The organism is Methanoregula sp. (genome assembly GCA_026625165.1).
Lineage (GTDB): Archaea > Halobacteriota > Methanomicrobia > Methanomicrobiales > Methanospirillaceae > MVRE01.
In genome coordinates, this window is sequence record CP112999.1 from 1,685,390 (window position 1) to 1,708,111 (window position 22,722).

The following is a 22,722-nucleotide window of genomic DNA, read 5'->3' on the forward strand; positions in this document are numbered from 1 at the left end:
CCTGAATTACTTTTTCGGTCTTCTGGTCACAAGACGGTACGATTCCGCCCTGCCCGCCGTGTGGCTGATTCTCACAATTCGGATGACGTCGTCAACTTGTGCGCCAATGGCTTTTACTGCAGGATCGTCATGGAAAATTTTTGGTAATTGTTCAGTTGTTATGGAGTAGTGGGAGAGCAGCTTTTTGACTTCCTCCTCACTCATTATGATATGATCAGGCACCATGATATGGTTCAACACATTCAGTTTGGTGCTCATAAAAAGACCCCCGTATCGATCATGTTTCCTCTCAAGACTGCATCACTTTGAAAAACCCCACGATTTATTCGTGGCAACGGGCCCGGAGGGATTTGAACCCCCGACCACCTGGTTAAAAGCCAGGCGCTCTACCGGACTGAGCTACGAGCCCCCAAGGTAAGACGTACAGCATTATTACAACGCAGGAAAAGTATATAAACGTTCTTCAAATAAATACAATAATTTAAGCAAAAGTAACGGGCAGGTTCAGAGATTGCTCGTGAACTGTTCGTTGATCGCTTTTAACCGTGCCTCGCTAATATCGACCTTTTCTTCGAGTTTTGCGATAGCGGCGCGGTCAGATTCAGAGACCTCTTTTCCCGGCACATCCATGCCGCTTGATGCACGAAGGACAGTGAGCAGGTTCTTGTCCACCTCAATATTTTTCCGGAGTGCGGAATATTCCTCAAGAGTCTTTTGGTCAAGCCCCGCATCCTTGCCAAGCAGCATTTCCATCGCGACGTCCTTGCGCCGTTCAAAGATATTTTCGATAGATTCGAGTAGTTGGGCAGGATTTACCGGTTTTGAGACAAAGTCATCGATGCTTAAGGAGTGCTCCTGTGCCTCATCTGCCGTGATCTTCTTCGCCGAGAACATGAGCACGGGAATATTCTGGGTGGCAGGATTTTCTTTGATATGATCAAGCGTTTCCCAACCATCCATGGGTTCCATCATGATGTCAAGCAGGATAAGATCAGGTTTTGTTGTTTCAAGGAGGGCGAGGCACTCATCGCCACCATGGGCGGGAACCGGCAGGTAGCCCTTTCGCTTGAGGAGGGCAACAAGCCCATCAACAATATAGGGGCTGTCGTCTACGATCATGATGGAATTGTTCACCTGGATCTCCCTCTCGAGGTTTCCGGATTTCCGGAACAGCACCGCCACGCCATTGAAAATATTACTAAGTACCGGCCACCGCAGCCTTGACCGTCCGCCATTTTTTCTATTATTAGGTGTTGTTGCAACAATTTCAACCTGTTGCATCCTTGGACAGGGTGCCTGATAACTCGTCCTTTATCTGCTGGAGCCGGCTCTCCTGGAACTTGATATTGGTCTCCATGCTCTTGATCGCGCGGGATATCTCATCAGACACGCGCATTTTCACGTCATTGATATTATAAGTCGTTTCAAGGATCTTCAATAACCGTTTGTTCACATCAATGCCTTTACTCAGCCGAGCATATTCACTGACAACCTGGTCATCAAACCCTGACTGGCGTGCAATATCCACATCTGACTTGATCCCTTGCCGTCGGTTGAGGACATGTTCGATCGCATCGTAGAGTTCACGGTGGGTGATGGGTTTTAACACGTAATCTTCAATATAGATACCGTACTCCTGCGCTTCTGCAGGGGTAAGCTGTTTTGCCGTAAGCATCAGGACGGGTATCTCCTTTGTTGAAGGGCTCTCCTTGATATGCTCAAGGGTCTCCCAGCCGTCCATGGGTTCCATCATGATATCCAGCAGGATGAGATCGGGGGTAACCGTTTTAAGGATTTCAAGGCACTCTTCCCCCCCATATGCAGCCACAGTTCGGTAACCGCCCCGCTCAAGCATCGTGACAAATACATCGACAATGAACGGGCTGTCGTCGACAACAAGAATCGTGTACATCACATCACCTCTCCAATATTCTTTGCTATCTTCAGGATCTGCTCATGAACTTTTGATGGATCTGCCCGGTTTGCGAGAATTACAGCGACAAGGAAGTTTTCCCCGGAACCCATCACCATAATGGACGAATCGGTTCCCCGGATTGTCACCGATTCCATTGTGTGCATTTTGATGATGTTTGCCGCAGATTCTGCAGATGCAAGGATGGTTGCGGTAAGTGCGCCAAACCATGGTTCGTTGAGATCACGATCGAACACTTTCCCTGCAACAATCCCATCCCTTGAGACTACAGCACATGCCGCTACGCCATCGACCGCACGGATTTTGTCAATAAAACCGGAAATCTTGTCTTTCAACATGGCATCTGCACCCAATAGATCATCCTTTGGTAATTGATAATAACTGTGGGAACCTTATATACATATCTTTTTAAACGGCGGCATTTTGAGGGGATTTTTTATAATCTTTTCAAAAAATGACGTTACAACTAAAAAGATACGCTCTGTATTCGATAGCATGAAAAACCGACTGCGTATCCCCACCGGATAAGGATACTTCGTTAGTCCCGCTTATTTCTTATGGATTTTCTTAAAAGAAGGGTTTGAATATCATTAAATATTATTCAGATGACAGATTGTAAATTGCATCAGGATAAAATGGGCAGGGCAGGTTACGGTGGCAGGCTGGAACGGGTTGTACAGGATATCCCGGTGAGATCATGGCGTATGAATCGTATATCCTCGTAATTTTCGGGATCGCGATATTTTTCCAGCAGTTCATCATGTACCTGATGTACGTGAGGATCAAACAACTGCTGCTGGAACTGGATACTATAGAAGGGAAGATAAAGGTCAATGATAATGAACTGGAAAACCTGATGCAGCGGGTCGAGGAATTCAAAAACATCAATTACGGGGACGAATGGCAGAGATAACCCTTAATAAAAACGCTATTCATGATAAGATACATAAGCATTCTGCACGAATAGTATGAGAGCGGGGCCATAGGGTAGCCTGGCCATCCTAGGAGACTGGGGGTCTTCTGACCTGCGTTCAAATCGCAGTGGCCCCATCATTTTTTTCTATTGCGGGGGAATATGAGACTCACCGATATATGCATCGATTGCCTTCTTTCCCGGGTGCAGATGGAGTGTTCGCTTGCCGGGGCTTCACCCGAACTTTCGTCCGGGATCCGGAACGAATGCAGGCAGATCCTCTCTGACCTCCGGCATTCCGGGCTCCTGCATCCCCAGATCGCCAGCTGCATCCACCGGCATGCCTGCCGGAGGGTGGGAAATACAGACCCGTTCCTCATGCTCAAGGCAGAGGGCAACCGGCAGGCGCTTGAAGTCTGCCGCGCGAAACGGGCAAATCTTCTGTCGTTCCGAGACCGGGTCATTGCCAGTGTGATCTCAAACACCTTCGATTACGGTGTGCACGGGCATGAGGTCAGCAGGAATTTTCCGGCATTCTTTGACCGTGAATTTCCAAAAGGCCTCGCAGTCGATGATACCGACCGTATCCTTCCCATGGCAGAACGGGTTGTATACATAACTGACAACTGCGGCGAGATCGTGTTCGACCGGCTCGTGGTGGAATACCTGCATGAGCACGGCTCCCACATCACGCTCGCTGTCCGGGACGCCCCGATCCTCAACGACGCCACAATGGAGGATGCACTCGCACTGAAGTTCGACCGGATCGTGGACTGCCTGACGACCACGGGCGGCGGGGCAGAGATCGGGCTCGACCGGTACAAGATGCCCGCTGTTCTTATGGATGCCATCGACCGATGCACCATCATCATCGCGAAAGGGATGGCAAACTATGAGTCCCTGTCGATGTACAATGATCTTCCCCCCATCGCCTACCTGATGGCAGTGAAATGCAAGCCGGTTGCAGACGATGTGGGGCTGCATGTCGGGGCGAAAATTGCCATGCTGCGAAATCAGCATTAATAAAATTTTTTTGAACCCTCAGCTGGTCTGCCTGATTAATCGCGGTAAGACAAAGAAACGGGTGTTTTTCCCTTCCCTTTTAATAATATCTCCCTGCACAGCAACCTGTTCTCTATCCCCTGCTGTTTTATCCCATATCCTTTTGAGCAGAAAGACAAATCTGTGATCATGATACCGCTTGATGGAATGGCGCTCGGGTGGCTGCTCATAGTCATGGGCGCCGTACTCCTCTTAATCGAGGTGCACAGCCCGGGCTTTTTTGCCACAGTGCCGGCGACCGTGATGATTGCGCTCGGCATCATGGTCCTTTTAGGGATCGATATCTACAACTCCGGCTGGGGTGCAATTGCCGGAGTTACCGCTGCAATCGTTGCCGGGGCGGTTACGGTCTATGCTTACGGCAGGATGACTCCCAACGAAAGCCCGACGACCGTCAGCCGAGACTCCCTCGTCGGCAGGGAGGGGATCGTGATAAAAGAGGTCGATCCGAAAAGCCTGAACGGCAAGGTCACGGTCAGCAGTGCTGACTGGAGCGCCCACTCAACCGGTGCAACCATCCTGAAAGGTAAAAAAGTGCGGGTCGTCAGTTCCGAAGGTGTTCATATCGTAGTAGAGGAGGTTACATAATGGCATTTATTGAAACGTTAATCACCATTTTTTTAATCCTTGTCATCGTCGCTATCTTTGCCCGCGGCGTTGTTATCGTCCAGCCTTATGAGCAGGGGTTGCAGATCCGGCTCGGGAAATATGTCGGGCGGCTGAACCCCGGATTCCGGTGGATTGTGCCGTTCGTGAGTGAAGTGATCAAACTCGACCTGCGGACGCAGGTGATGGACGTTCCCAGCCAGGAAGTGATCACCAAGGATAACTCGCCGACGAACGTCGACGCGATTGTCTACGTCAGGGTGATCGACCCTGAAAAGGCGTTCTTTGAGGTCTCCAACTACCGGCTGGCAACGGTCGCACTTGCCCAGACAAGCCTGCGTGGTATTATCGGCGACATGGAACTTGATGAGGTCCTGTATAACCGTGATGTAATCAACACCAAGCTCCGCGACATCCTTGACCGCGAGACCGACCAGTGGGGAGTCAAGGTCGAGCGTGTCGAGATTAAAGAGGTGGACCCGGTCGAGGCTGTCAAGAACGCGATGACCGAACAGACTGCCGCGGAACGGGCGCGGCGGGCAGCCATCCTGCGGGCAGACGGCGAGAAACGCTCTGCAATCCTCAAGGCAGAGGGCCTGAGGCAGAGCATGATCCTTGAAGCTGAAGGGGAGCGGCAGAGCAAGGTGCTCCGTGCCGAAGGTGAAAGACTCTCCCGGATCCTGCAGGCACAGGGCGAAGCGCAGGGGCTGCGCATCCTCTCGGTCGGTGCTGCACCGCTTGACAAGCGGGCGATCACGGTGCTCTCACTTGACGCGCTCAAGCAGATGGCAAACGGTCAGGCAACCAAGATCATCTTCCCGTTCGAGATCTCACAGTTGATCCGGCAGGGTGCGAAGTTCCTTGGCGCAACCGAAGAAACTGCAGAAGAGGTAGTCGGCCGCCCGGTGATGGACGACAGCATTCTGGGGGACATTCCGAGGCAGGAGGCAGTCGACGCAATCTTAAAAGAGATACAGGATGCAGTGCCACATGTCTCTGAAGATGAACTCAAGGACACAAGCAAGCGCAGGTTGCCGGTTGAAAAATTAAAAGACGAAACACTGCCGCCTGCCTGACCCCAATTTTTTTTAAATTTTTCCATGATGATTAAAAAAAATTTTATTGCATTATTTTTCCGTTTGAAAAAAGTGCCATTATCAGGAAATGGTTGTCCGGGTAACTCATCATTTTGCTTTTTCAAATTCCACCGCTTTCCTGAACGCAGGCGCATATCCCCGATTCACATATTCCTTCACCATCCTCTTAGCTGAAAACCTCGGAGCATTACTCTTGATCGATTCTTTCATCTTCCTGACCCACATGTGGGGGATACCGTCATCAGAGCGGGTATAATACATCGGCACTACCTCACGCCGGATCAGGTCATAGAACTGGTCGGCGTCATGCCTGTCTCGATTGGTTGTGGCTGACGGATTACCAAATGCCCAGCCGTTTTTGATATTGTACCCTTCGATCCACCAGCCATCAAGGATGCTCATATGGATTCCCCCGTTGATTGATGCTTTCATCCCGCTCGTCCCGCAGGCTTCCATCGGAGGAAGGGGGTTGTTAAGCCAGACATCAACACCATGTACGAGATACTGTGCCATCTGCTCCCCGTAATCCTCCACAAAAGCGATCCTGCCGCCAAACTCCGGCTGGTGGGTATACTGGTACACCCGCTGTATAATCCTTTTCCCCTCGTCATCTGCGGGATGCGCCTTACCCGCAAAAATGATCTGCACCGGTTTCCACCGGTCATTAACAATCTGTTTGAGTTGTTCCGGATCTGAGAAGATAAGGTCGGCGCGTTTATAGGTTGAGAATCGTCGGGCAAACCCGATTGTCAGGGCAGTAGGATCAAGCAGCGCACCGCCACCCACTACATTAACCGGGTCCGCTCCCTCGCGCTCCCATTTCCGCCGCTTATGCTCACGGATCCGGTTGAGGAGTTTCTGTTTCAGCCTGAGGTGGACCTTCCATAACTCTTCATCCGGGATTTCATCGATGAGATCCCAAATAATCGGGTTATCATGCTCATCCAGCCAGTTAGGACATGAGGGGGAGAAATACTGGTTGAAAAGCAATTCAATATTCGGGTTGAGCCAGGTCGGTATGTGAATGCCGTTTGTAATATATTCTATTGGTGTTTTTTCCGGGGGGATTTCCGGCCACAGGCTGCGCCACATCTCCCGGGCAACCTCCCCGTGTCGCTGGCTTACTGCATTGGTAAATGAACATGTTCTGAGCGCAAAAGCTGTCATATTGAAGAGGCCGGGGGGATCCCGCGGGTGATATCCCAGGCGCAGGAACGTCTCCCGGTCAATCCCGAGGAGGGAGTAATAATTACTGAAGTATCGGTCCATCAGGGTGTGCGGGAAGGCATCATGTCCCGCAGGAACAGGTGTGTGCGTTGTGAAAATTGACGTTTCCCGCACCTGCTGGAATGCCTCCCTGAATGGATAACCATCTGTAACCTTATCCCGGATCCGTTCCAGGAGCGCGAAAGCAGGATGTCCTTCATTCAAATGGATCACCGAATGCCGGATTCCAAGGATGTCCAGCACATAATTTCCTCCAATTCCAAGGACAATCTCCTGGCGCAGACGCTGTTCGAGGTCGCCGGTATAGAGCCGGAAGGAGATGCTCCTGCTGGCTGGATCATTCTGAGGGATATCAGTATCAAGAAGATAGAGAGGTATATTTCCGACATCGACTTTCCAGACGGCAATGTGGATCGGGGGGTCAATAAAAGGAACCTGAACTACCAGCTGGTCAGTGTGGTTGTACATCACCCGGGTAATCGGCGCGGCATCCCGGTTCAGGACCTCCTTGATGTTCTCCTGCCACCCGTCCGGCCCTATATGCTGGTGGAGGTACCCTTCAGAGTACATAAACCCGACAGCAACCAGAGGGATGCCAAGATCACTGCACTCCTTGAGGTGGTCTCCTGCAAGAAAGCCAAGGCCGCCTGCATAAAACGGCAGGGAGTGCTGAAGCCCGTACTCTGCTGAGAAATAGGCAATGGAGAGATCACTCTGGTTGACAAAATGTTCACGGAACCATGAGGTTGACTTGTTCAGCTCGCGCCGGTACCACCGGGACATGACAATATCGTAATGGTGGAGATAGTGAGGATTTTTTGCAGCTGCAGCAAGGGTTTCTTCGGGCATCTCTTTTAGCATCTTTACCGGGTTATGGATACTCTCTGCCCATATGATGGGATTGAGCCGTTTGAAAACCATTTTTACATCGGGATTCCAGCTCCACCAGAGATTGTAAGCGAGGTCGACGAGGCCGGAGATCCGTTCGGGAACGTGGGGGAACTCAGTTGCCAGCCGGTTATATTGATCGGCCATTTTGACTCGCCTCAGTAATTCTACTGTACATGCAGTCGGGTTTAATAATATTGGGGAAATCCGGGAGGGGACGGGAATGCGTTAGAAATCATACGGCAAAATTATAGTATATGTAATTCCCATCTGACGTGCAGAAGGGTGAACGCATTGAAGAGTGCAGGAATCTGGGAGGATCTGTACCATTCAGTATGGATACCGCAGATAAATCCGGTGTTAACCGGGTTCAATGCAAATATCGATCGGATTATTCCGGTGGATACCGGGACGATGAGATCCTTTAAGCGGAACACCGGGCCGGCATTCGATGCCGTTTTTGACCGGCTGATACATTCCATGCGTTACTGCTCAGCTGATGAAGTGTTCATCAGCGAACCATCAGTGTATAATACCCTTGTAGATATTTTTTCCAAATCAGGTACTCTCATGATCGGGGGGCAGGCAGGAATCGCAGCGGTTCACCTTCGAAAATTTGGGATTCATTCAGTGACCTGTGCTGTGCCCGGTGCCGGTCCGCTGACCTGCGATATGTTGCAGGGTGCTGGTGTTATTCCCCTGGCATTCGGATCGGCCGCGGAAAATCGGTCCGATACCATCCACCTGATTTTTGAATATCCTCCACACCTGGTGCCGGTAGCTGACGGGGTTGTGCCCCGGAGCAACCGGTTCATCGTGTCTCCTGTCCATCCTCCTTCAACAGTTCTGATTCCCGATGATGCACAGGATGCTTTTTTTAACCGGACTGCTTCCTGCCAGCGTGCATTCCTTTCCGGGTACCAGTACCTGAGAACAGAACAGGAGTTTATCAGTGCTGCCCGGCAGCTTCAGCAGATACGCAACACCAATCCCCTGATGCGGACACATCTCGAATGCGTTTCGTTTGCAGACAGGTTTGTGCTGACCATGATGCTGCGGCATACCATCCCACATGTCGACAGTATCGGGTTAAATGAGTATGAACTTAAATTGCTCATGAATACCCTGAGGGGAATGGATAACGAACCTGCAGGCTCCCTGCCATTATCCCCTGTTGCCTGTGTTCGTGAAACGATTGCCCTTGCGGATGCCACCGGGGTGCCCCGGGTCCATCTCCATACATTCGGGTATTATATCCTCATCATCAAACCCGGAATCCTGCAGCCCGAATTTTCCCGCAATGCCCTCCTCCTTGCTGCCCGGGTGACAGCAGATGCAGCTGGCGGGAATGAACAAATCCTGTCACAGGATGGGCTGTCAGCGTACTCTGCGGTCCGCACTGCACTTGGCACGGATCAAACGACAGGAATATTCGGGGTGGGCGATCGGCAGGTGGTTCTCGTTCCCACATTCATTTCACAAAATATAAATAAGACAACGGGGCTTGGTGACATTCTTTCATCCACCGCGTTTGTTGCAGATCAGTTCTGATCAGGAATTCGTCCAATCCTTTGAAATTTTTCAGATTTAAACCTTTTTTGTTCTTAAAATAAACCCGTAATCCTGATAAAAAAAATTACCCATTCCGTTCATCTTTATATATTGCCTCACATAGGCGGACTATATCAAGGGGAAAACTTTAAGTATTTTCTCTGGTATTTTCAATATGGCTGAAAAACAGGGTACTATCCACCCGGAATTCTGGTGCTGATTACCCCTCTGATTTTATTCATGATACCAGAGTCATAAAGGAGAGGAGGGTATCAAAGGGGGTTCTGCTGGATGGCTTCCCGGCCAGTATTGAAAAGGAGGATTGAATGAAGATATGCCCGCATTATCGATTGGATTTGAGGTGCACCAGCCATACAGACTGAACAGGCACTTTGTTCCGGATCCAAAAATAAAGAAAAAAGATCTGTTGAATCTGTATTTTGACGAGGTCAACCGCGACATATTGCTCCGTGTTGCAGAAAAATGCTACATTCCCGCCACAACACAGGTCCTGGAAATGTTGGATGAGGGGTTCTCCTGTGCTTTTTCCTTTTCCGGCACCCTCATCGAACAGGTTGAAAAGTGGAGCCCGGATTCACTGGCCCTGTTCGAGCAGGTTGCCGCCCACCGGAATGCAGAGATCCTCGCCCAGACGTATTACCACAGCATCGCCAGCTGCTTTCACGACAAAACCGAATTTGCCGAGCAGGTACGGATGCATGCCAGCCTGATGCATGACCTGTTCCAGGCAGACCCTGCGATCTTTGAAAACACGGAATTTACGTTCAATAACGAGATAGCAACCGTCATTAAGGATATGGGATTTACCGGGATTTTCACGGAGGGGGTGGATCGCGTCCTTGGCTGGAGGAGCCCCAATTACCTTTATACCTGCAGGGACATGCCGGTCCTTCTCAGGAACACCCAGTTGTCAGATGATATTGCGTTCCGGTTCACCAACCGGTCCTGGGATATGTATCCCCTGACTGCCGATACATATGCAAAATGGGTGACGCAATCTCCCGGTGATGTCGTGAATGTCTTTTTGGATTACGAATCCTTCGGGGAACATTTGTGGTCGGACACCGGTATCTTCGATTTTCTCCGGCATCTTCCGGACGAACTTTCAGCGCAGGGCGTCCCTACGATCCTGCCGTCAAAAGCACTTTCGGATTATTCACCGGTTGGGACGATTGATGTAACCGAGACGATCTCATGGGCTGATATCGAAAAAGATACATCCGCATGGATGGGGAATGACCGGCAGCGGGCGGCATTCCATGCCCTTGAATCGGCCCGCGCCTATGCGAAGGATAAGCAGGTCTGGAGATACCTCCAGACGAGCGATCATTTCTACTATATGGCGTCCAAGTATGGTTCCTGCGGAGAAGTGCACTCGTATTTCTGCTATCTTGAAGGCGATGATGCGTTCAAGACATACATGAAAATCCTTGCAGACTACGAGGAGCGCAATACCCGTGGCATGAAGAATCGTAAGGCTGCAAAGGCATTGCGGGCGCTGTCTGCGGAAAACGCGTTCCATTTCGCATCTCCTGCCGGTTATATCGGGTATACGGCATACAACCTGGACCAGTTCTGCGAGCTGTTACATGTCGTGCCCAAAGACACCATTCAGCACCATCTGGAGAGGGGGGACTTTGCATGCTGGATTAAGGATGTCATTGGTGACACAAACCTCGCTGACAATGTCAAAAACTGCACGGAACGACAGAAAATTACCAGCCTTGTTTGTGAATGGAGGGAACGATTATGGAGTCACTTAAAATAGCGATTTTCTGCTGGGAATCCCTCTATGCAGAACGTGTAGGCGGACTTGCAAATGCGGCGACCCATATCGCCGAGACTCTGGCAAAGAACCACGAGGTGCACTACTTCACCCGTGGCTGGATCCAGGACCAGACAATCAAAGGAGTTCACTACCATTACTGCCAGCCACACGGAAACAACATTGTGGAGTATTGTGATAGTATGAGCAGGGGGATGGTCGAGAATTTCTATAAGTTTGACCAGCCCCGGAAATTTGATTTCCTCCATTTTAATGACTGGCACCCAGTGCAGGCGCTTCATATCCTTCAGGATCGGAACACCATTCTTACCTATCACTCGACGGAATACGGCAGGAACGGCAACCAGTTCGGCGACTGGTGGGAGTTTAAAGAGATTTCGGGGAAGGAGTGGTACGGGGGACTGATTGCAAAGCGGGTGACGGCAGTTTCTGCCACCCTGAAAAACGAGATCATGCAACTCTATAACGTGCCTGACTGGAAGTGTGACGTGGTCCCCAATGGCGTGGTGCCCCGTCAGTTCCGCGCGGAGATCGATGCAGGCAAAGTTAAACAGGCATACGGCATCCACCCGTTTGCCCCCCTCATCCTGTTTATCGGCAGGCTGGTCTACCAGAAAGGTCCGGACCTGCTGATCGAGGCAGTGAGAAAGGTGTGCCAGCGCCACTGGGATGCGAAGGTGATTGTTGCCGGAACCGGGGATATGCGCCAGTATCTGGCGGAACGGGCAAAGGATCTCCCGGTTAATTTCATAGGCTATATTCCCGATTCGGAATACGTTCGTCTCTTAAACGCCTGCGATCTCGTGGTCATCCCCAGCCGGAATGAACCGTTCGGGCTCGTGCTGCTGGAGGCGTGGAGTGCAGAGAGAGGTGTTGTTGCGTCCAATGTCGGCGGGCTCTCTGAAAATATTGATTCCTTCGTGGACGGGGTGAAGGTCGATCCCGAACCGGATTCGCTGGCATGGGGGATCAACAGCGTGATGGATGATCCGGATACTGCGATAGCTCTTGGAAAACGGGGCAGGAAAAAAGTTGATCGGATGTTCCTGTGGGGACCGATAGGGAGGAAAATTACAGACACGTATTCCCGTGTGATCGCATGAAGATCGCCTATTTCGTTGATGAATTTCCCCCTTTTTTCCGTGGCGGTCTGGGCACGTATGCTACTGAAATCACAAAGCAGTTTATTACTAAGGGACATTCTGTATCGGTCTTCTCATTAAATACGGGAGACGATCCCACTTTCGATACATGGGAGGGCATAGAGGTTTACCGTCCGAGGCTCATGAGGTTTGTCGATATACTCACAATTGTCAATCCGACAGAAATGAGGACATGGGACACCAACGGGCAGGAATTTTTTACAGATACTCTTCTGTACAATATCCTTTCCGCATCAAAGCTGGTCAATAACCTTGTCGGCAAGGATCATGGTCATTTTGATATTCTGGTCTCGCATGACTGGCTTGCCGCGCTCGCAGGTATCATTGCAAAACGGAATCTCGGCATGCCATTTGTCATTCACTTCCACTCTGCAGAGCAGGGAAGAAATCCCTCAGGATCCGCTACTGTCAATGATATTGAACGCCTCGCGGCCACAATTGCAGACCGCATCGTAACGGTCAGCTATGCGATGCGGGACGAACTCGTGAAATACGGGTATCCTGAAAACAAAATACGGGTAATCCATAATGGTGTGGATGCAGGGAAATATGATGCCACCCGGTTTTCAGCCCGGCAGGTGGAGGCATTCAGGGAACAGATCGGGATCGGATCATCCCCGATGATCTTTTTCATCGGCCGGCTCACATGGGTGAAAGGGATCGACTCGCTCGTTCTGGCGATGCCCTGGATCCTAAAAAAGATCCCGGATGCAAAACTCGTCATCGTAGGCATCGGGGAAATGGATAAGATGATCAGCCAGATGGTCCGCGATCTCCATCTGGAGGAGAACGTACTGCTGCATTTCAGGATGGTGCCGGAGGAAGAGCGGATCCTGTTCTATGCAGCGTGTGATATCGCCGTCTTTCCCTCAAAGTACGAACCGTTCGGGATCGTCTGTACTGAAGCGATGTCGATGGGTAAACCGGTAGTGGTTGGTGCCCGTGGGACATCCGGCTTCCGCGAGCAGGTGATCCCATCCGGTGACGGTATTTGCGGGTTCCATATCAATCCTCAGGATCCACAGGATATCGCAAAATATGTTGTAAAAATCCTAAAGGATCCGGATCTTTCGGCAACTATGGGTAAGAACGGCCGGGAACGGGTGCTGGACCACTTCACATGGGAGATTGCCTCTGAAAAGACCATCGGGGTGTACCAGGATCTGGCAGACGGCAAAAAATAAAGGGAAGGTGCTGATGGCATTTAAGTACGGTCGGGAAATTCAAAAACCGGCTGCCGCCCGAAGGCTTGAATTTCTGATGGCGGCGGATCATGCCTACTGCTCATCATCTGTAGGTGGGAATACCAGAAAATATCACGGACTTTTTGTAGACCACGGACGCCTGCAGCTGGCCGGACTTGATGAGATCGTAAACGGGGTTCGTATCTCCGCACAGCAGTATCAGGATGGATCTGATGACGCAGGGCTTTTGAACCTCCATGCATTCTCGGCTTACCCGCCCCGCTGGACCTATATGGTGGGTGATGTCACTGTCCAGAAGACTGTCTCCTTTGACGGGAACCTTTCAATAACGTATGATATTATCGGTAATGCGGAGCTCCGTGTCCGTCCTCTCATTACCGACCGGTCGGTCAATGAGGTTGTCCGTATCCCTTGTCCCCCGAGTGTCAGTGAACCTAACGGTGTACGCTGGGGTGAACTCTTCTTTGAAAGCGACCTCCCCTTTGATCCTGATCCCGTCACGTACTGGAATGTCTGGTACGAGCAGGAGCACGAGAGGGGTTACGAGCCTGTTGAAGATCTCTATTCGCCCGGTTTTTTCTCTGGTCCTTTGAGAAATGGCAAGGTCACGTTCCAATGCACACGTAATGGGCACGATCCGGTGGAAAAAAACCGTATTCTTTCCCCTCAATCCCCCCTTCAATGGATGGACCGGGCATCCGATGCGTTCTGTCACGGGGACGAGATCTTTGCCGGCTACCACTGGTTCTGCGAGTCATGGGGCAGGGATTCTGCGATCAGCATCACCGGACTGCTGATTGAACGAGACCAGAAGGCTGCTGCACAGGCGGTGCTCCGGCGGCTGGCATCTGGGATGAAAGATGGTATAATCCCCAACCGGTTCCCGGATAATTATCATACAAGTGACGCTTCCCTCTGGTTCATCCATGCACTCGTGCGATACAGGCGACGCTGGGGGGATGACCGCTTTATCGGGCAGATGAGACCGGTAATTAGTGATATCCTTAACAACTACGTTTCATCACCGGTTGCTTCAATTGATGGAAGTCTTATCTCGGTTGTGCCAAAGAGCACCTGGATGGATACCGGGTTCACACCCCGTGAAGGGAAACCAGTCGAGATCAATGCATTATGGGTCAATGCGCTGACAGAATCCGAGGCAATGGGAATCGATATACCCGTAACTGTTGATTCTGCGCAGGAAGCGTTCAAAAGATTCTGGAACAAAGAAACACAATGCCTTTTTGATCGCATCGATCCGGTTGATCCTTCCATCCGCCCGAACCAGGTAGTCGCTCTCGCGCTCGGTCTTGTTGACCAGGACCATGCAGCAAAAGCCCTCGATGCCATCAATAAAAATCTCCTGACCCCATACGGGCTTCGGACCCTCTCGCCCCGGGACCCTCATTATGAGGGACGTTATTCCGGCGATCGCAGCTACCATAACGGATGTGTCTGGCCATGGCTGACCGGTTGGTATGTCGATGCACTCATAAGAAACGGAGTCCGGGGTGATAAGATCCAGCCACTGCTCATTCCAATCCTCCACCATCTCAGGGAAGCCGGTATGGGTTACATATCTGAAATATTCGATGGCGATCCCCCATACATTCCGAGAGGGTGCATCGCCCAGGCATGGAGCGTTGCAGAGATCTCCAGAGCCTGCAGAATGGTTTTTTATTGAAACGCCATACCATGCAGTACTGAACCCCCCATGCACCATCCAAATTTCAAGGACACTATCGCAGCTTCTCCGTTCATCTTTATTATCGGTGTTGCCGGTGACAGCGGGTCAGGAAAGACCACGTTTACCCAGGGGATCCGGAGCATCTTCGGGGACGATCTGGTCTCTACCATCACGCTGGACGATTACCACAGTCTTGACAGGAAAAACCGTAAAGAACTGGGGGTCACGCCCCTCAATCCCCGGGCAAACAATCTCGATTTGCTTGAAAAGGATATTGCACAGCTCAGGCGCGGTGTCCCCATAGAAAAATCCGTCTACAACCATGATACCGGGACCTTTGGCCCACCTGTAATTTTTCGCCCGAAAAAGATCCTGATCCTTGAAGGGCTCCACCCGTTATTCACTCCGGCCCTTCGCCGCTATCTCGATTTCTCGCTCTTTGTGGACCCGGTACAGGAAGTAAAGTATGACTGGAAGATACGGCGGGATACGGGAAAACGGGGGTATTCGCACGAGCAGGTGATCAGAGAGATCGCCGAAAGGGAACAGGATTATAAAAACTATATTGCACCCCAGAAAGAATTTGCCGAAGCAGTAATTGGCATCGATTACTCTGAATACGGTCGGCAGCTCGGCATTGATCGGAATGTCTACCGGATCACCCTTTCCCAGAGCAGGTTGAAACACAGCATTGAAAATATCGATCTGTCGCTGGACCTCTATTCAATCCTCTCAATATCCCAGAGGAATTTCTCGCTTAAATTCGGGACATGCGAGCATGACGGTCACAGGATGGGTGAGCTTGTCATGGACGGTGAACTGAGCGGGCACGTCGTAGAAAAGCTCGAGCACAGCATTGAGAACCAGACACGGGTCCACCCGATCTCAATTTTTCAAAACCGGGCGTACGTGACTGCCGGTGACCTCGCCCAGCTGATCCTGTGCTGGAGGATCATCCACCGCCGTATCTTCATGGAGAACTGACGCAGAACAACTCCCGATCGGTATCCTGGGAGGGGACGAAGGTCATGGTCTTTGACCTTTCCTCCTGTTTCTTTTTAAAAAGATTCGGGTTTCACATATGAAGCAGGTACGGCAGCAGGATCAGTGACATCAGCATGACCAGCATGACATAACTGACCGTGCTTACCACCCGTGCAGAATATTTCAGGAGCCCGCGCCGGTCAAGCAACCGGTCGACTCCTTCTTTTAAGATATATCCCCCGTCAAGGGGAACCATCGGGATCGCATTGAAGATCCCGACATTGATGTTGATCCAGCCACACCAGAAGAGCAGGTGCACAATCCCCCAGTACGAAGCAAAAGGTACCTGGTAGTACTGCTCGTCGGGGGAATCGAATGCAAGGATCCGCAGGAACTGGGCGTTTGAGGAGGTATCGAACGGGATAACAAGGAACTGGAGCACGCCTAACGGCGAGAGCATGCTGCCAATCGCTTCCTTGATCGACGCCCCGTCATAGTACTGGACACCCATGAACCCGCCCGGGCGGCTGAGCTCTGCCGGCCACGGCGCAAGAGTAAAGTAGTACTCAGAGACAATTGCATCCTTTTCTACTTTCAGGGCGATGGGATCGCCGGGTCGGGTGGAGTTAAGGATTCCTGCGACCTCGTCCCGCGTGGCAACCGAGACCCCGTTGACTGCCTTGACCACCGAACCCTGCGGGACGCCTGCAAGATCGGCGGGGTAGTCCTTGTAGATCCCATGGATGACCGGCGCTGTTGCCGGTACTGCGGTGCCGACAAGCAGGATGAGCAGGACAAAACAAAAAAAACCCACGACAAGGTTGTTGGTGATGCCGGCACCAAACATCCGCATCTTGGGCATCCCTTTTGTCTTTTCCAGCTCGTCCTCGTCAGGTTCGACAAAAAAACCGATGGGGATGACCGCGAGGATGACGCCCATGCCTTTGACAGTGATGTTCTCGACCCGGCACAGGAACCCGTGCCCGAACTCGTGGACTGCGATTGTGATGATGAACGCGAGCCAGACGGCGAGGGTTGACGGGACATATTCGTTGATGCCTGGCAGGAGCAGGATGTTCTGGGGTTTGTAGATACCGGTGGGTTCCGGCTGCAGGACGAGAGTGTACCTGACAGAGATGACGAGCATCACCGTGATGAAGACCGAGACCAGCACGACCATGAGGACGCCGAACGTACCATACAGCCGCAGGAAGGTCCGGATGGCGCTGAACCGGTCGAAAAACCCGACCCGGTTTGTCTTGATCGCCATGATCGGGCCGTAGAACATGACATGATCCGGGAATAATTTTTTAGAGTGGATATAGTATGCCACGACTGCGTAAATCGTGACCAGAAGGAGGACAAAAAAGACCCAGCTCATGTGGTGTACCGGTGAGGCAACATGATAGATAAAATGGTAGTCTGTTGCCAGTTCTGAAAAGATTCGTAATATGGAATTGCTCGATGAGTCAATTGCTTGTATCAGGTAGAGAGTATGAGAATACGACAATCCAGCCAGCACAGAAACCCGCCATTATAACCGATATCGGCATGTTCGCATGGCTGCTCGGCATTATGGAACAGAACCCTGTTGTCGTAGTCATTGTGGTTGCCATCATTGCAGCCCTGATGTATTTTGGCTGGTATAAACGACGACAATACTTCTAGAGAACGGAAATGAAAAGCAGAGCCTTTCAGGCACGTCCGACAAAAAAACAAGCCGGACGGGGATGAGAATCGGATGTTTTCATTGCAAGTTTGATGAAAAATTCAGGAATTGTTCATGCCAAAGATTTTTTTATATTTTTATAGGTTACTGGGCTGCCGGGGCAGCAGCCGGTGTAGCTTCTACTTTTTCTGCAGCTTCAAGATCTGCCTTTACTTTCTCAAGCAGCTGCTCAGGGCGCCGCGAATAGGAGATCAGCACGTTGCTGACCTCTTTGTAATTGTGCAGTTTCTTGAGGTGCATCCACTGGAGAACGAGCTGCCGGTTCCTCAGTTCCACCATCATCCTTGCCTCGTCCCACCCTTTCTTCTCCATAATCGATTCAAGGACAAAGGACTTCCCGGTGTACTTGATCTCGTCGGTTGCCTCATGCCACTGGAACACGACGTTTGTTATCAGCTCGTTGGTCCTCGGGTCAATATCGAGGATCTCGATGATCTGCTTGTTGCGCCGCGTGCGCCTGCCGCCGATCTGCACCTGCACCTGGATGCACATGATATGGAGCGCGGTGAGCATGTTTCGCGGGACATCGATGGGGGCGTTCTCAAGACGGTGGACGGCGCTGGATACGGAGTCGGCGTGCATTGTCGAGTAGGTTATATGCCCCGTGCTCATTGCCTGGAACAGCGTGAGGGCTTCCTTGCCCCGCACCTCACCGACGATGAGGTACTCGGGGCGCTGGCGGAGCGCTGCCTTGAGCAGCTCGTACATATCCACGGAACCCTTCCCGTCCGAGCTGAACGCGTCCCGCGTAATGCTGGGGATCCAGTTGGGGTGCGGGAGCTTGAGTTCCCGCGTGTCCTCAAGCGTGATGATCTTTGCCATCCTCGGGATGAAGAGTGCAATCGCATTCAGAGACGTGGTCTTGCCCGATGCGGTCCCACCGGAGAAGATGCAGGACTTCCCGTTCTCGACAGCAAGCCAGAGGTATGCAATCGAAAGCGGGGAGAAGGTCGACCACTGGATAAGGTCGGTTGGCGTGACCGGTTCGTCCTTGAACTTACGGATTGTAAACGTCGAACCATGTGCGGTCACCTCTTCTCCCAGCGTCATCTGGATCCTTGACCCGTCCGTCATCGTCGCGTCGAGCATCGGCTCGGCAATCGAGATGAATTTTCCCGCACGCTGGGCGAGTTTTGTCACAAACGAGTTGAGTTCAACAGCGTTCGTGTACATCAGGCTGGTCTGGACGGACTCGTATTTACGGTGGAAGAGGAAGATCGGGGAGTTCACCCCGTCACAGGAGATATCCTCGACATTGGGGTCATGCATGACTGCATCGATCACGCCATCACCGAGATATTCCTTTTCGATGTGGTACATCATTTTGGCATGCTGGCAGGCGGAAAGGGAGATATGGTAATCGGAAAGCACTTCGTCAATATATTTTACCAGCGCCTTCTGCGCTTTCTCCTTCGTGACGTTCCCCATGTTGATATCGAGCCGGTCAAGCACCCCCTGTTTTACCTCTTCCATCAGATCTTTTTCTTCAGCGGTAAGCACGGGTTCGAGAATATCGTAGGAATATTCCATCGTGTTGTTGTTGTACGTTATCCGCACGTACGCGTAGGGTTCATTTACCGGGTATACCTCAACCACCTCAACGTCAGGGACCGGATCCCATGTCAGGTCAACAAGGGGCCCGTGAATCCCCGCGCTGTAACACTCCGCACCTGCGACAGCAGCGCACTTGTCGTCATGCAGGGCCCTGAAACGATCGAACAGCCTCTTTTTCTGTCCCGTGGGTTTCGCTTCGGTTTTTATGCCGGGCTTTGTGACCGGTTCCAGTAATGATTCCAGTGAATCATCCGATGAAGGTTCCAGGGAGGGGCCGGGAGCGGGGGCAGATTTTTCTTCAGCCGCTTGTTTTTTCCCTTCTTTTTTTGGGGAGTCGAGAAATTTTGATAAAAACATGCTGCTGATATCGACATCGATCGACATGGGGCATCTACCGCAATTTGATCCCTTTGTCAACTATAGTATTAATTTTATTGTTGGCTCTTTTCAGGATGAGCTCAATATTGTCTGCCATATGGTCCCGGTAAATTGTATTTAAAGGAAATAACTGGCCGGAGGGCAGAAGCGGGCTGCACCGGAGATTATCTGACCGGTCATGCTTTTAAAAGAGAGTCTTCTGTTCCGCATCAGCGATCAGGTTATCGATTGTTTTCCAGCTCTTTCTGGCACAGTCCGGCGGGCGGCGGTGCTCTTTCATGTAGGAAGACAGAAACGCAATCGTCACCGGGTCCGACGGGTAACCGCTCCCGATCTCCCCAAAAGTTCCGGCAAGCGATGCAATCTCCCTGTCCCGGATGACTTTTGCCACGATGCTTGCCGCGGACACAATTTTATAGGTCTGGTCGGCATGGTGCTCTGAAACTATACAGCAGGAGGGATCGCCGAGATGTTCCCGCACCATCTGTGCATACCGTACCGGGTTTACGTCGCAGGCATCTACGTAGGCGGTTGATGGGCTGATTTTACGGATGACGGCAGCATGCGCCCTGGCAACGCACGCGTTCATCGTGATCACTTTTCTCTGTGCATCGATCTCTTCTGCGGGAATGATGATCGTTGCAGTCCTGCACCTTTTTTCTATTGCATAATAAAGGTCTTCGCGTTTTTCCCTTGAGAGCAGTTTGGAGTCTTTTACGTCCAGGCCGGAAAGGACAGCTTCCGAGTCGGCTGCGACGGCTGCGACAACCATCGGCCCGAGCACCGAACCCTTACCCGCCTCGTCCACCCCGCAGATCACATATCAGGATTGATTGCGCAAATTATTTCAAGGGAGATGATGGTAACCGGTAGGCATGTACATTATCATCGTGGGTCTGGGCGGGATCGGGAGATGTCTTGTCGGGCAGTCAGTCGAACACGGCAATAATGTCGTTGCCATCGACCAGGACGAGTCGCGCTGCAGCGATATTCTCGAGCACCACGATGTGCTGGCGATCACCGGTAATGCCACCGACAAATCTGTCCTAGAGGAAGCGGGGATCGACCGGGCAGACGCGTTCGTTGCCACGACAAGCGATGATGCCGTGAACCTGATGGCGTGCTGGCTTGCAAAACGGTTCCGCGTGCCACAGGTCGTGGCGATCGTCAACCAGATCTCCCATTCGGAATTTTTCAAGGAGGTCGGGGTGAGGATCAGCGAAAACCCTGATGAACTGGTCGCTTCACGGCTCTATTACTGGGCGGAGAACCCGCAGCTCCAGCAGCTCGCCCAGATCCCCGGCGGGTCGATCTTTGAGATCGTTGCCGAGAACGGCGCGCCCATCGTCGGCCACGAGATCCGTGACCTGAAGGTAAAGGACTTTGTCTTTATCGCGATCCGCCGCCAGTCAGGAGAACTGATCATCCCCAGCGGCAATGTGATGATCCACGCGGGCGACACGTTCACGGTATTTACAAAAAAAGAGGCGGAGGACGACTGCCTGCGCCTGCTCAACAAACAACTCAAGAAATCAGCGTAGCGATGCGGCGAGCGCACCGAGTTCGACCATAAGTTTCGGGTTCACCTTCATGATTTCCTTGATAAGGGTGATCGTCGAGAACTCGGTGAGATTCAGTTTTGAGACCGATTTTATAATAGCGTTGAGTTTCTCGTCCGGCTGTTTGATTAAATATTCCTTGATATGGTAGTTGCGCGCAATCGCCCTGCCCATCTTTGAACTGCGCCACCCTGCATCATAAGCCATCAGTGCTTTTTTGCCGGTGTCGCCCTTTGAAATGCAGTCTGCTGCGACACTGGCGGCAAGGTTCCCGGTAAACATGCCGTTATAGATCCCGCCGCCGGTGAGGGGGTCGACTACCCGCGCCGCGTCCCCGGCGATAATGAGCCCGTCAGCCACGGTGCAGCCAAGCGGGGGGCATACCGAAACGCCGCCGACAATAAACTCGATCATCTTTCCTTCCGGGAATGTCTTTTGCACGAATTTATCGAGATAGTCCTTTGCCCGGTGCCCGGTGCCGCTCTTTTTCCCGGAGATCCCGATGCCGACATTTGCCGACCGGGCCCCCTTGGGGAAGATCCAGAGATATCCTTCGGGAGCGACTTCGTTGCCAAGGTAGAACACGGTCGAGTACGGGTCGATGTCAATGTCGGTGAGCACATACTGCGCCCCGCTCATGATCTCGCGGACTGGCACTGTGGTGTCAATCCCGCACCAGCGGGCAAACTTGGCTTCGACGCCGTCCGCTGCGATCACCACATCCGACTTCACATCCGTGACGGTTCCGCAGGACTCAAGTTTTGCCCCTTTAACAACCCCGTCCTCCATTATGGGGGCGGTTGCCCGGGTCTTGACAAAGACGTCCGATCCTGCATCAGCAGCCTGCCAGACGAGCTCCCGGTCAAAGACCTTGCGGTCAAGGATGTATCCAACCTTGTTGCCTGCAAGGTTTGACTCAAGCTTCATCATGGTTCCGTCAGGTGCAACAATCGCTGCCCCGGTCATCTCTGCCGATATCCACCGCTTGTCCGGCGCGACGAACTCCGCAAGCGCCTCGCGCCCGATCCCTTCCGCACACCGGACCGGCGCCCCGATCGCAGGTCGTTTCTCAACAAGGCATACAGACAGACCTTTTTTTGCCGCTGTCCGTGCCGCAACCGCTCCTGCAGGGCCTCCACCTACAACGAGGACGTCATATCGGCTTTTCATTGGCAACCTCCAGCGCCCCCAGAGGGCAGACCTTGGCGCAGATGCCGCAACTCGTGCAGTTTTGTTCAACGCTGAGGTATGCATCGATCAGTTCGAGGGCTCCTTCCGGACAGACCGAGACGCAACACCCGCAATATCCACAGATATCCCGATGTACATTGAGCATTGCGGTAAATGTTGGAGCGCAATTTCATTAATCTTTACGTATT

22 protein-coding genes and 2 tRNA genes are annotated in these 22,722 nt (G+C 51.9%); 13 read left to right on the top strand and 11 right to left on the bottom strand.

From position 1 onward, the window contains the following. Positions 1-6 precede the first annotated feature (6 nt). The 5 genes from OS112_08825 to OS112_08845 all read right to left on the bottom strand — a co-directional run bounded on the left by OS112_08825 (position 7) and on the right by OS112_08845 (position 2,271). The gene (locus OS112_08825; protein ID WAC04555.1) at positions 7-258 is read right to left on the bottom strand and encodes a DNA-directed RNA polymerase subunit H; all 252 of its coding nucleotides are present in this window, start codon (positions 256-258) and stop codon (positions 7-9) included. 77 nt (positions 259-335) lie between these two features. Next, a tRNA-Lys gene (locus OS112_08830) sits at positions 336-409 on the bottom strand. Positions 410-504: 95 nt separating this feature from the next. Continuing rightward, positions 505-1,281 (bottom strand): response regulator, encoded by a 777-nt coding sequence (locus OS112_08835; GenBank protein ID WAC04556.1) that lies wholly within the window; start codon positions 1,279-1,281, stop codon positions 505-507. Beyond that, entirely contained in the window at positions 1,268-1,912 is a 645-nt protein-coding gene (locus OS112_08840; protein WAC04557.1) for a response regulator, read from the bottom strand. Before OS112_08840 ends, OS112_08835 begins: the two co-directional genes overlap by 14 nt. After that, a complete protein-coding gene (locus OS112_08845; GenBank protein WAC04558.1) occupies positions 1,912-2,271 on the bottom strand; it encodes a roadblock/LC7 domain-containing protein in 360 nt (119 codons plus the stop codon). The genes OS112_08840 and OS112_08845 overlap by 1 nt, the downstream gene beginning before the upstream one ends. Positions 2,272-2,630: 359 nt before the next feature. On the opposite strand from OS112_08845, the gene OS112_08850 reads away from it, so the two are divergent. From OS112_08850 to OS112_08870, 5 genes are all read left to right on the top strand, one after another. Continuing rightward, positions 2,631-2,846 (top strand): hypothetical protein, encoded by a 216-nt coding sequence (locus OS112_08850; GenBank protein ID WAC04559.1) that lies wholly within the window; start codon positions 2,631-2,633, stop codon positions 2,844-2,846. A gap of 63 nt (positions 2,847-2,909) precedes the next feature. Further along, positions 2,910-2,983, top strand: a tRNA-Pro gene (locus OS112_08855). A 25-nt stretch (positions 2,984-3,008) separates the two neighbouring features. Further along, on the top strand, positions 3,009-3,869 hold the full coding sequence (locus tag OS112_08860; protein ID WAC04560.1) for an ARMT1-like domain-containing protein: 861 nt from the start codon (positions 3,009-3,011) through the stop codon (positions 3,867-3,869). 168 nt (positions 3,870-4,037) lie between these two features. After that, positions 4,038-4,496 carry an NfeD family protein gene (locus OS112_08865; GenBank protein ID WAC04561.1) on the top strand — a complete coding sequence of 153 codons (459 nt, stop codon included), beginning with the start codon at positions 4,038-4,040 and terminating at the stop codon, positions 4,494-4,496. Next, positions 4,496-5,590 carry an SPFH domain-containing protein gene (locus OS112_08870; protein ID WAC04562.1) on the top strand — a complete coding sequence of 365 codons (1,095 nt, stop codon included), beginning with the start codon at positions 4,496-4,498 and terminating at the stop codon, positions 5,588-5,590. Before OS112_08865 ends, OS112_08870 begins: the two co-directional genes overlap by 1 nt. 108 nt (positions 5,591-5,698) lie before the next feature. On the opposite strand, the gene glgP is transcribed toward OS112_08870, so the two are convergent. After that, positions 5,699-7,873, bottom strand: coding sequence for an alpha-glucan family phosphorylase (glgP, locus tag OS112_08875; protein WAC04563.1), 2,175 nt, complete (start codon positions 7,871-7,873; stop codon positions 5,699-5,701). Between the two features lie 147 nt (positions 7,874-8,020). Between glgP and OS112_08880 the strand changes: the two genes are divergently transcribed. The 6 genes from OS112_08880 (at position 8,021) to OS112_08905 (ending at position 16,123) form a co-directional block, all read left to right on the top strand. Next, positions 8,021-9,277, top strand: a complete 1,257-nt coding sequence (locus tag OS112_08880) for a hypothetical protein (GenBank protein ID WAC04564.1) — start codon at positions 8,021-8,023, stop codon at positions 9,275-9,277. A gap of 334 nt (positions 9,278-9,611) precedes the next feature. Further along, positions 9,612-11,066: an alpha-amylase gene (locus OS112_08885; GenBank protein ID WAC04565.1), complete on the top strand. Its 1,455-nt coding sequence runs from the start codon at positions 9,612-9,614 to the stop codon at positions 11,064-11,066. Continuing rightward, positions 11,048-12,187, top strand: a complete 1,140-nt coding sequence (locus OS112_08890) for a glycosyltransferase family 4 protein (protein ID WAC04566.1) — start codon at positions 11,048-11,050, stop codon at positions 12,185-12,187. The genes OS112_08885 and OS112_08890 overlap by 19 nt, the downstream gene beginning before the upstream one ends. Further along, the gene (locus tag OS112_08895; protein WAC04567.1) at positions 12,184-13,431 is read left to right on the top strand and encodes a glycosyltransferase family 4 protein; all 1,248 of its coding nucleotides are present in this window, start codon (positions 12,184-12,186) and stop codon (positions 13,429-13,431) included. Before OS112_08890 ends, OS112_08895 begins: the two co-directional genes overlap by 4 nt. Before the next feature lie 13 nt (positions 13,432-13,444). After that, entirely contained in the window at positions 13,445-15,136 is a 1,692-nt protein-coding gene (locus OS112_08900; protein WAC04568.1) for a glycogen debranching enzyme N-terminal domain-containing protein, read from the top strand. A gap of 30 nt (positions 15,137-15,166) precedes the next feature. Further along, complete coding sequence (locus OS112_08905) at positions 15,167-16,123, top strand: phosphoribulokinase (GenBank protein ID WAC04569.1); 957 nt, start codon at positions 15,167-15,169, stop codon at positions 16,121-16,123. Between the two features lie 91 nt (positions 16,124-16,214). Here the strand turns inward: OS112_08905 and OS112_08910 are convergent, their stop codons facing one another. Further along, positions 16,215-17,504 (bottom strand): site-2 protease family protein, encoded by a 1,290-nt coding sequence (locus OS112_08910; protein ID WAC04570.1) that lies wholly within the window; start codon positions 17,502-17,504, stop codon positions 16,215-16,217. Positions 17,505-17,587: 83 nt separating this feature from the next. Here OS112_08910 and OS112_08915 point away from each other — a divergent pair, with 83 nt between their 5' ends. Then, positions 17,588-17,791, top strand: coding sequence for a hypothetical protein (locus OS112_08915; protein WAC04571.1), 204 nt, complete (start codon positions 17,588-17,590; stop codon positions 17,789-17,791). A 145-nt stretch (positions 17,792-17,936) separates the two neighbouring features. Here the strand turns inward: OS112_08915 and OS112_08920 are convergent, their stop codons facing one another. Next, the gene (locus OS112_08920; protein ID WAC04572.1) at positions 17,937-19,790 is read right to left on the bottom strand and encodes a type II/IV secretion system ATPase subunit; all 1,854 of its coding nucleotides are present in this window, start codon (positions 19,788-19,790) and stop codon (positions 17,937-17,939) included. Positions 19,791-19,968: 178 nt separating this feature from the next. Next, positions 19,969-20,604 carry a ribonuclease HII gene (gene rnhB / locus OS112_08925; protein ID WAC04573.1) on the bottom strand — a complete coding sequence of 212 codons (636 nt, stop codon included), beginning with the start codon at positions 20,602-20,604 and terminating at the stop codon, positions 19,969-19,971. A gap of 55 nt (positions 20,605-20,659) precedes the next feature. On the opposite strand from rnhB, the gene OS112_08930 reads away from it, so the two are divergent. After that, positions 20,660-21,325 carry a TrkA family potassium uptake protein gene (locus OS112_08930; protein WAC04574.1) on the top strand — a complete coding sequence of 222 codons (666 nt, stop codon included), beginning with the start codon at positions 20,660-20,662 and terminating at the stop codon, positions 21,323-21,325. Here OS112_08930 and OS112_08935 read toward each other — a convergent pair. Continuing rightward, on the bottom strand, positions 21,317-22,513 hold the full coding sequence (locus OS112_08935; GenBank protein ID WAC04575.1) for an NAD(P)/FAD-dependent oxidoreductase: 1,197 nt from the start codon (positions 22,511-22,513) through the stop codon (positions 21,317-21,319). The genes OS112_08930 and OS112_08935 overlap by 9 nt on opposite strands. Beyond that, on the bottom strand, positions 22,497-22,679 hold the full coding sequence (locus OS112_08940) for a 4Fe-4S binding protein (GenBank protein ID WAC04576.1): 183 nt from the start codon (positions 22,677-22,679) through the stop codon (positions 22,497-22,499). The genes OS112_08935 and OS112_08940 overlap by 17 nt, the downstream gene beginning before the upstream one ends. Between the last annotated feature and the right edge of the window lie 43 nt (positions 22,680-22,722).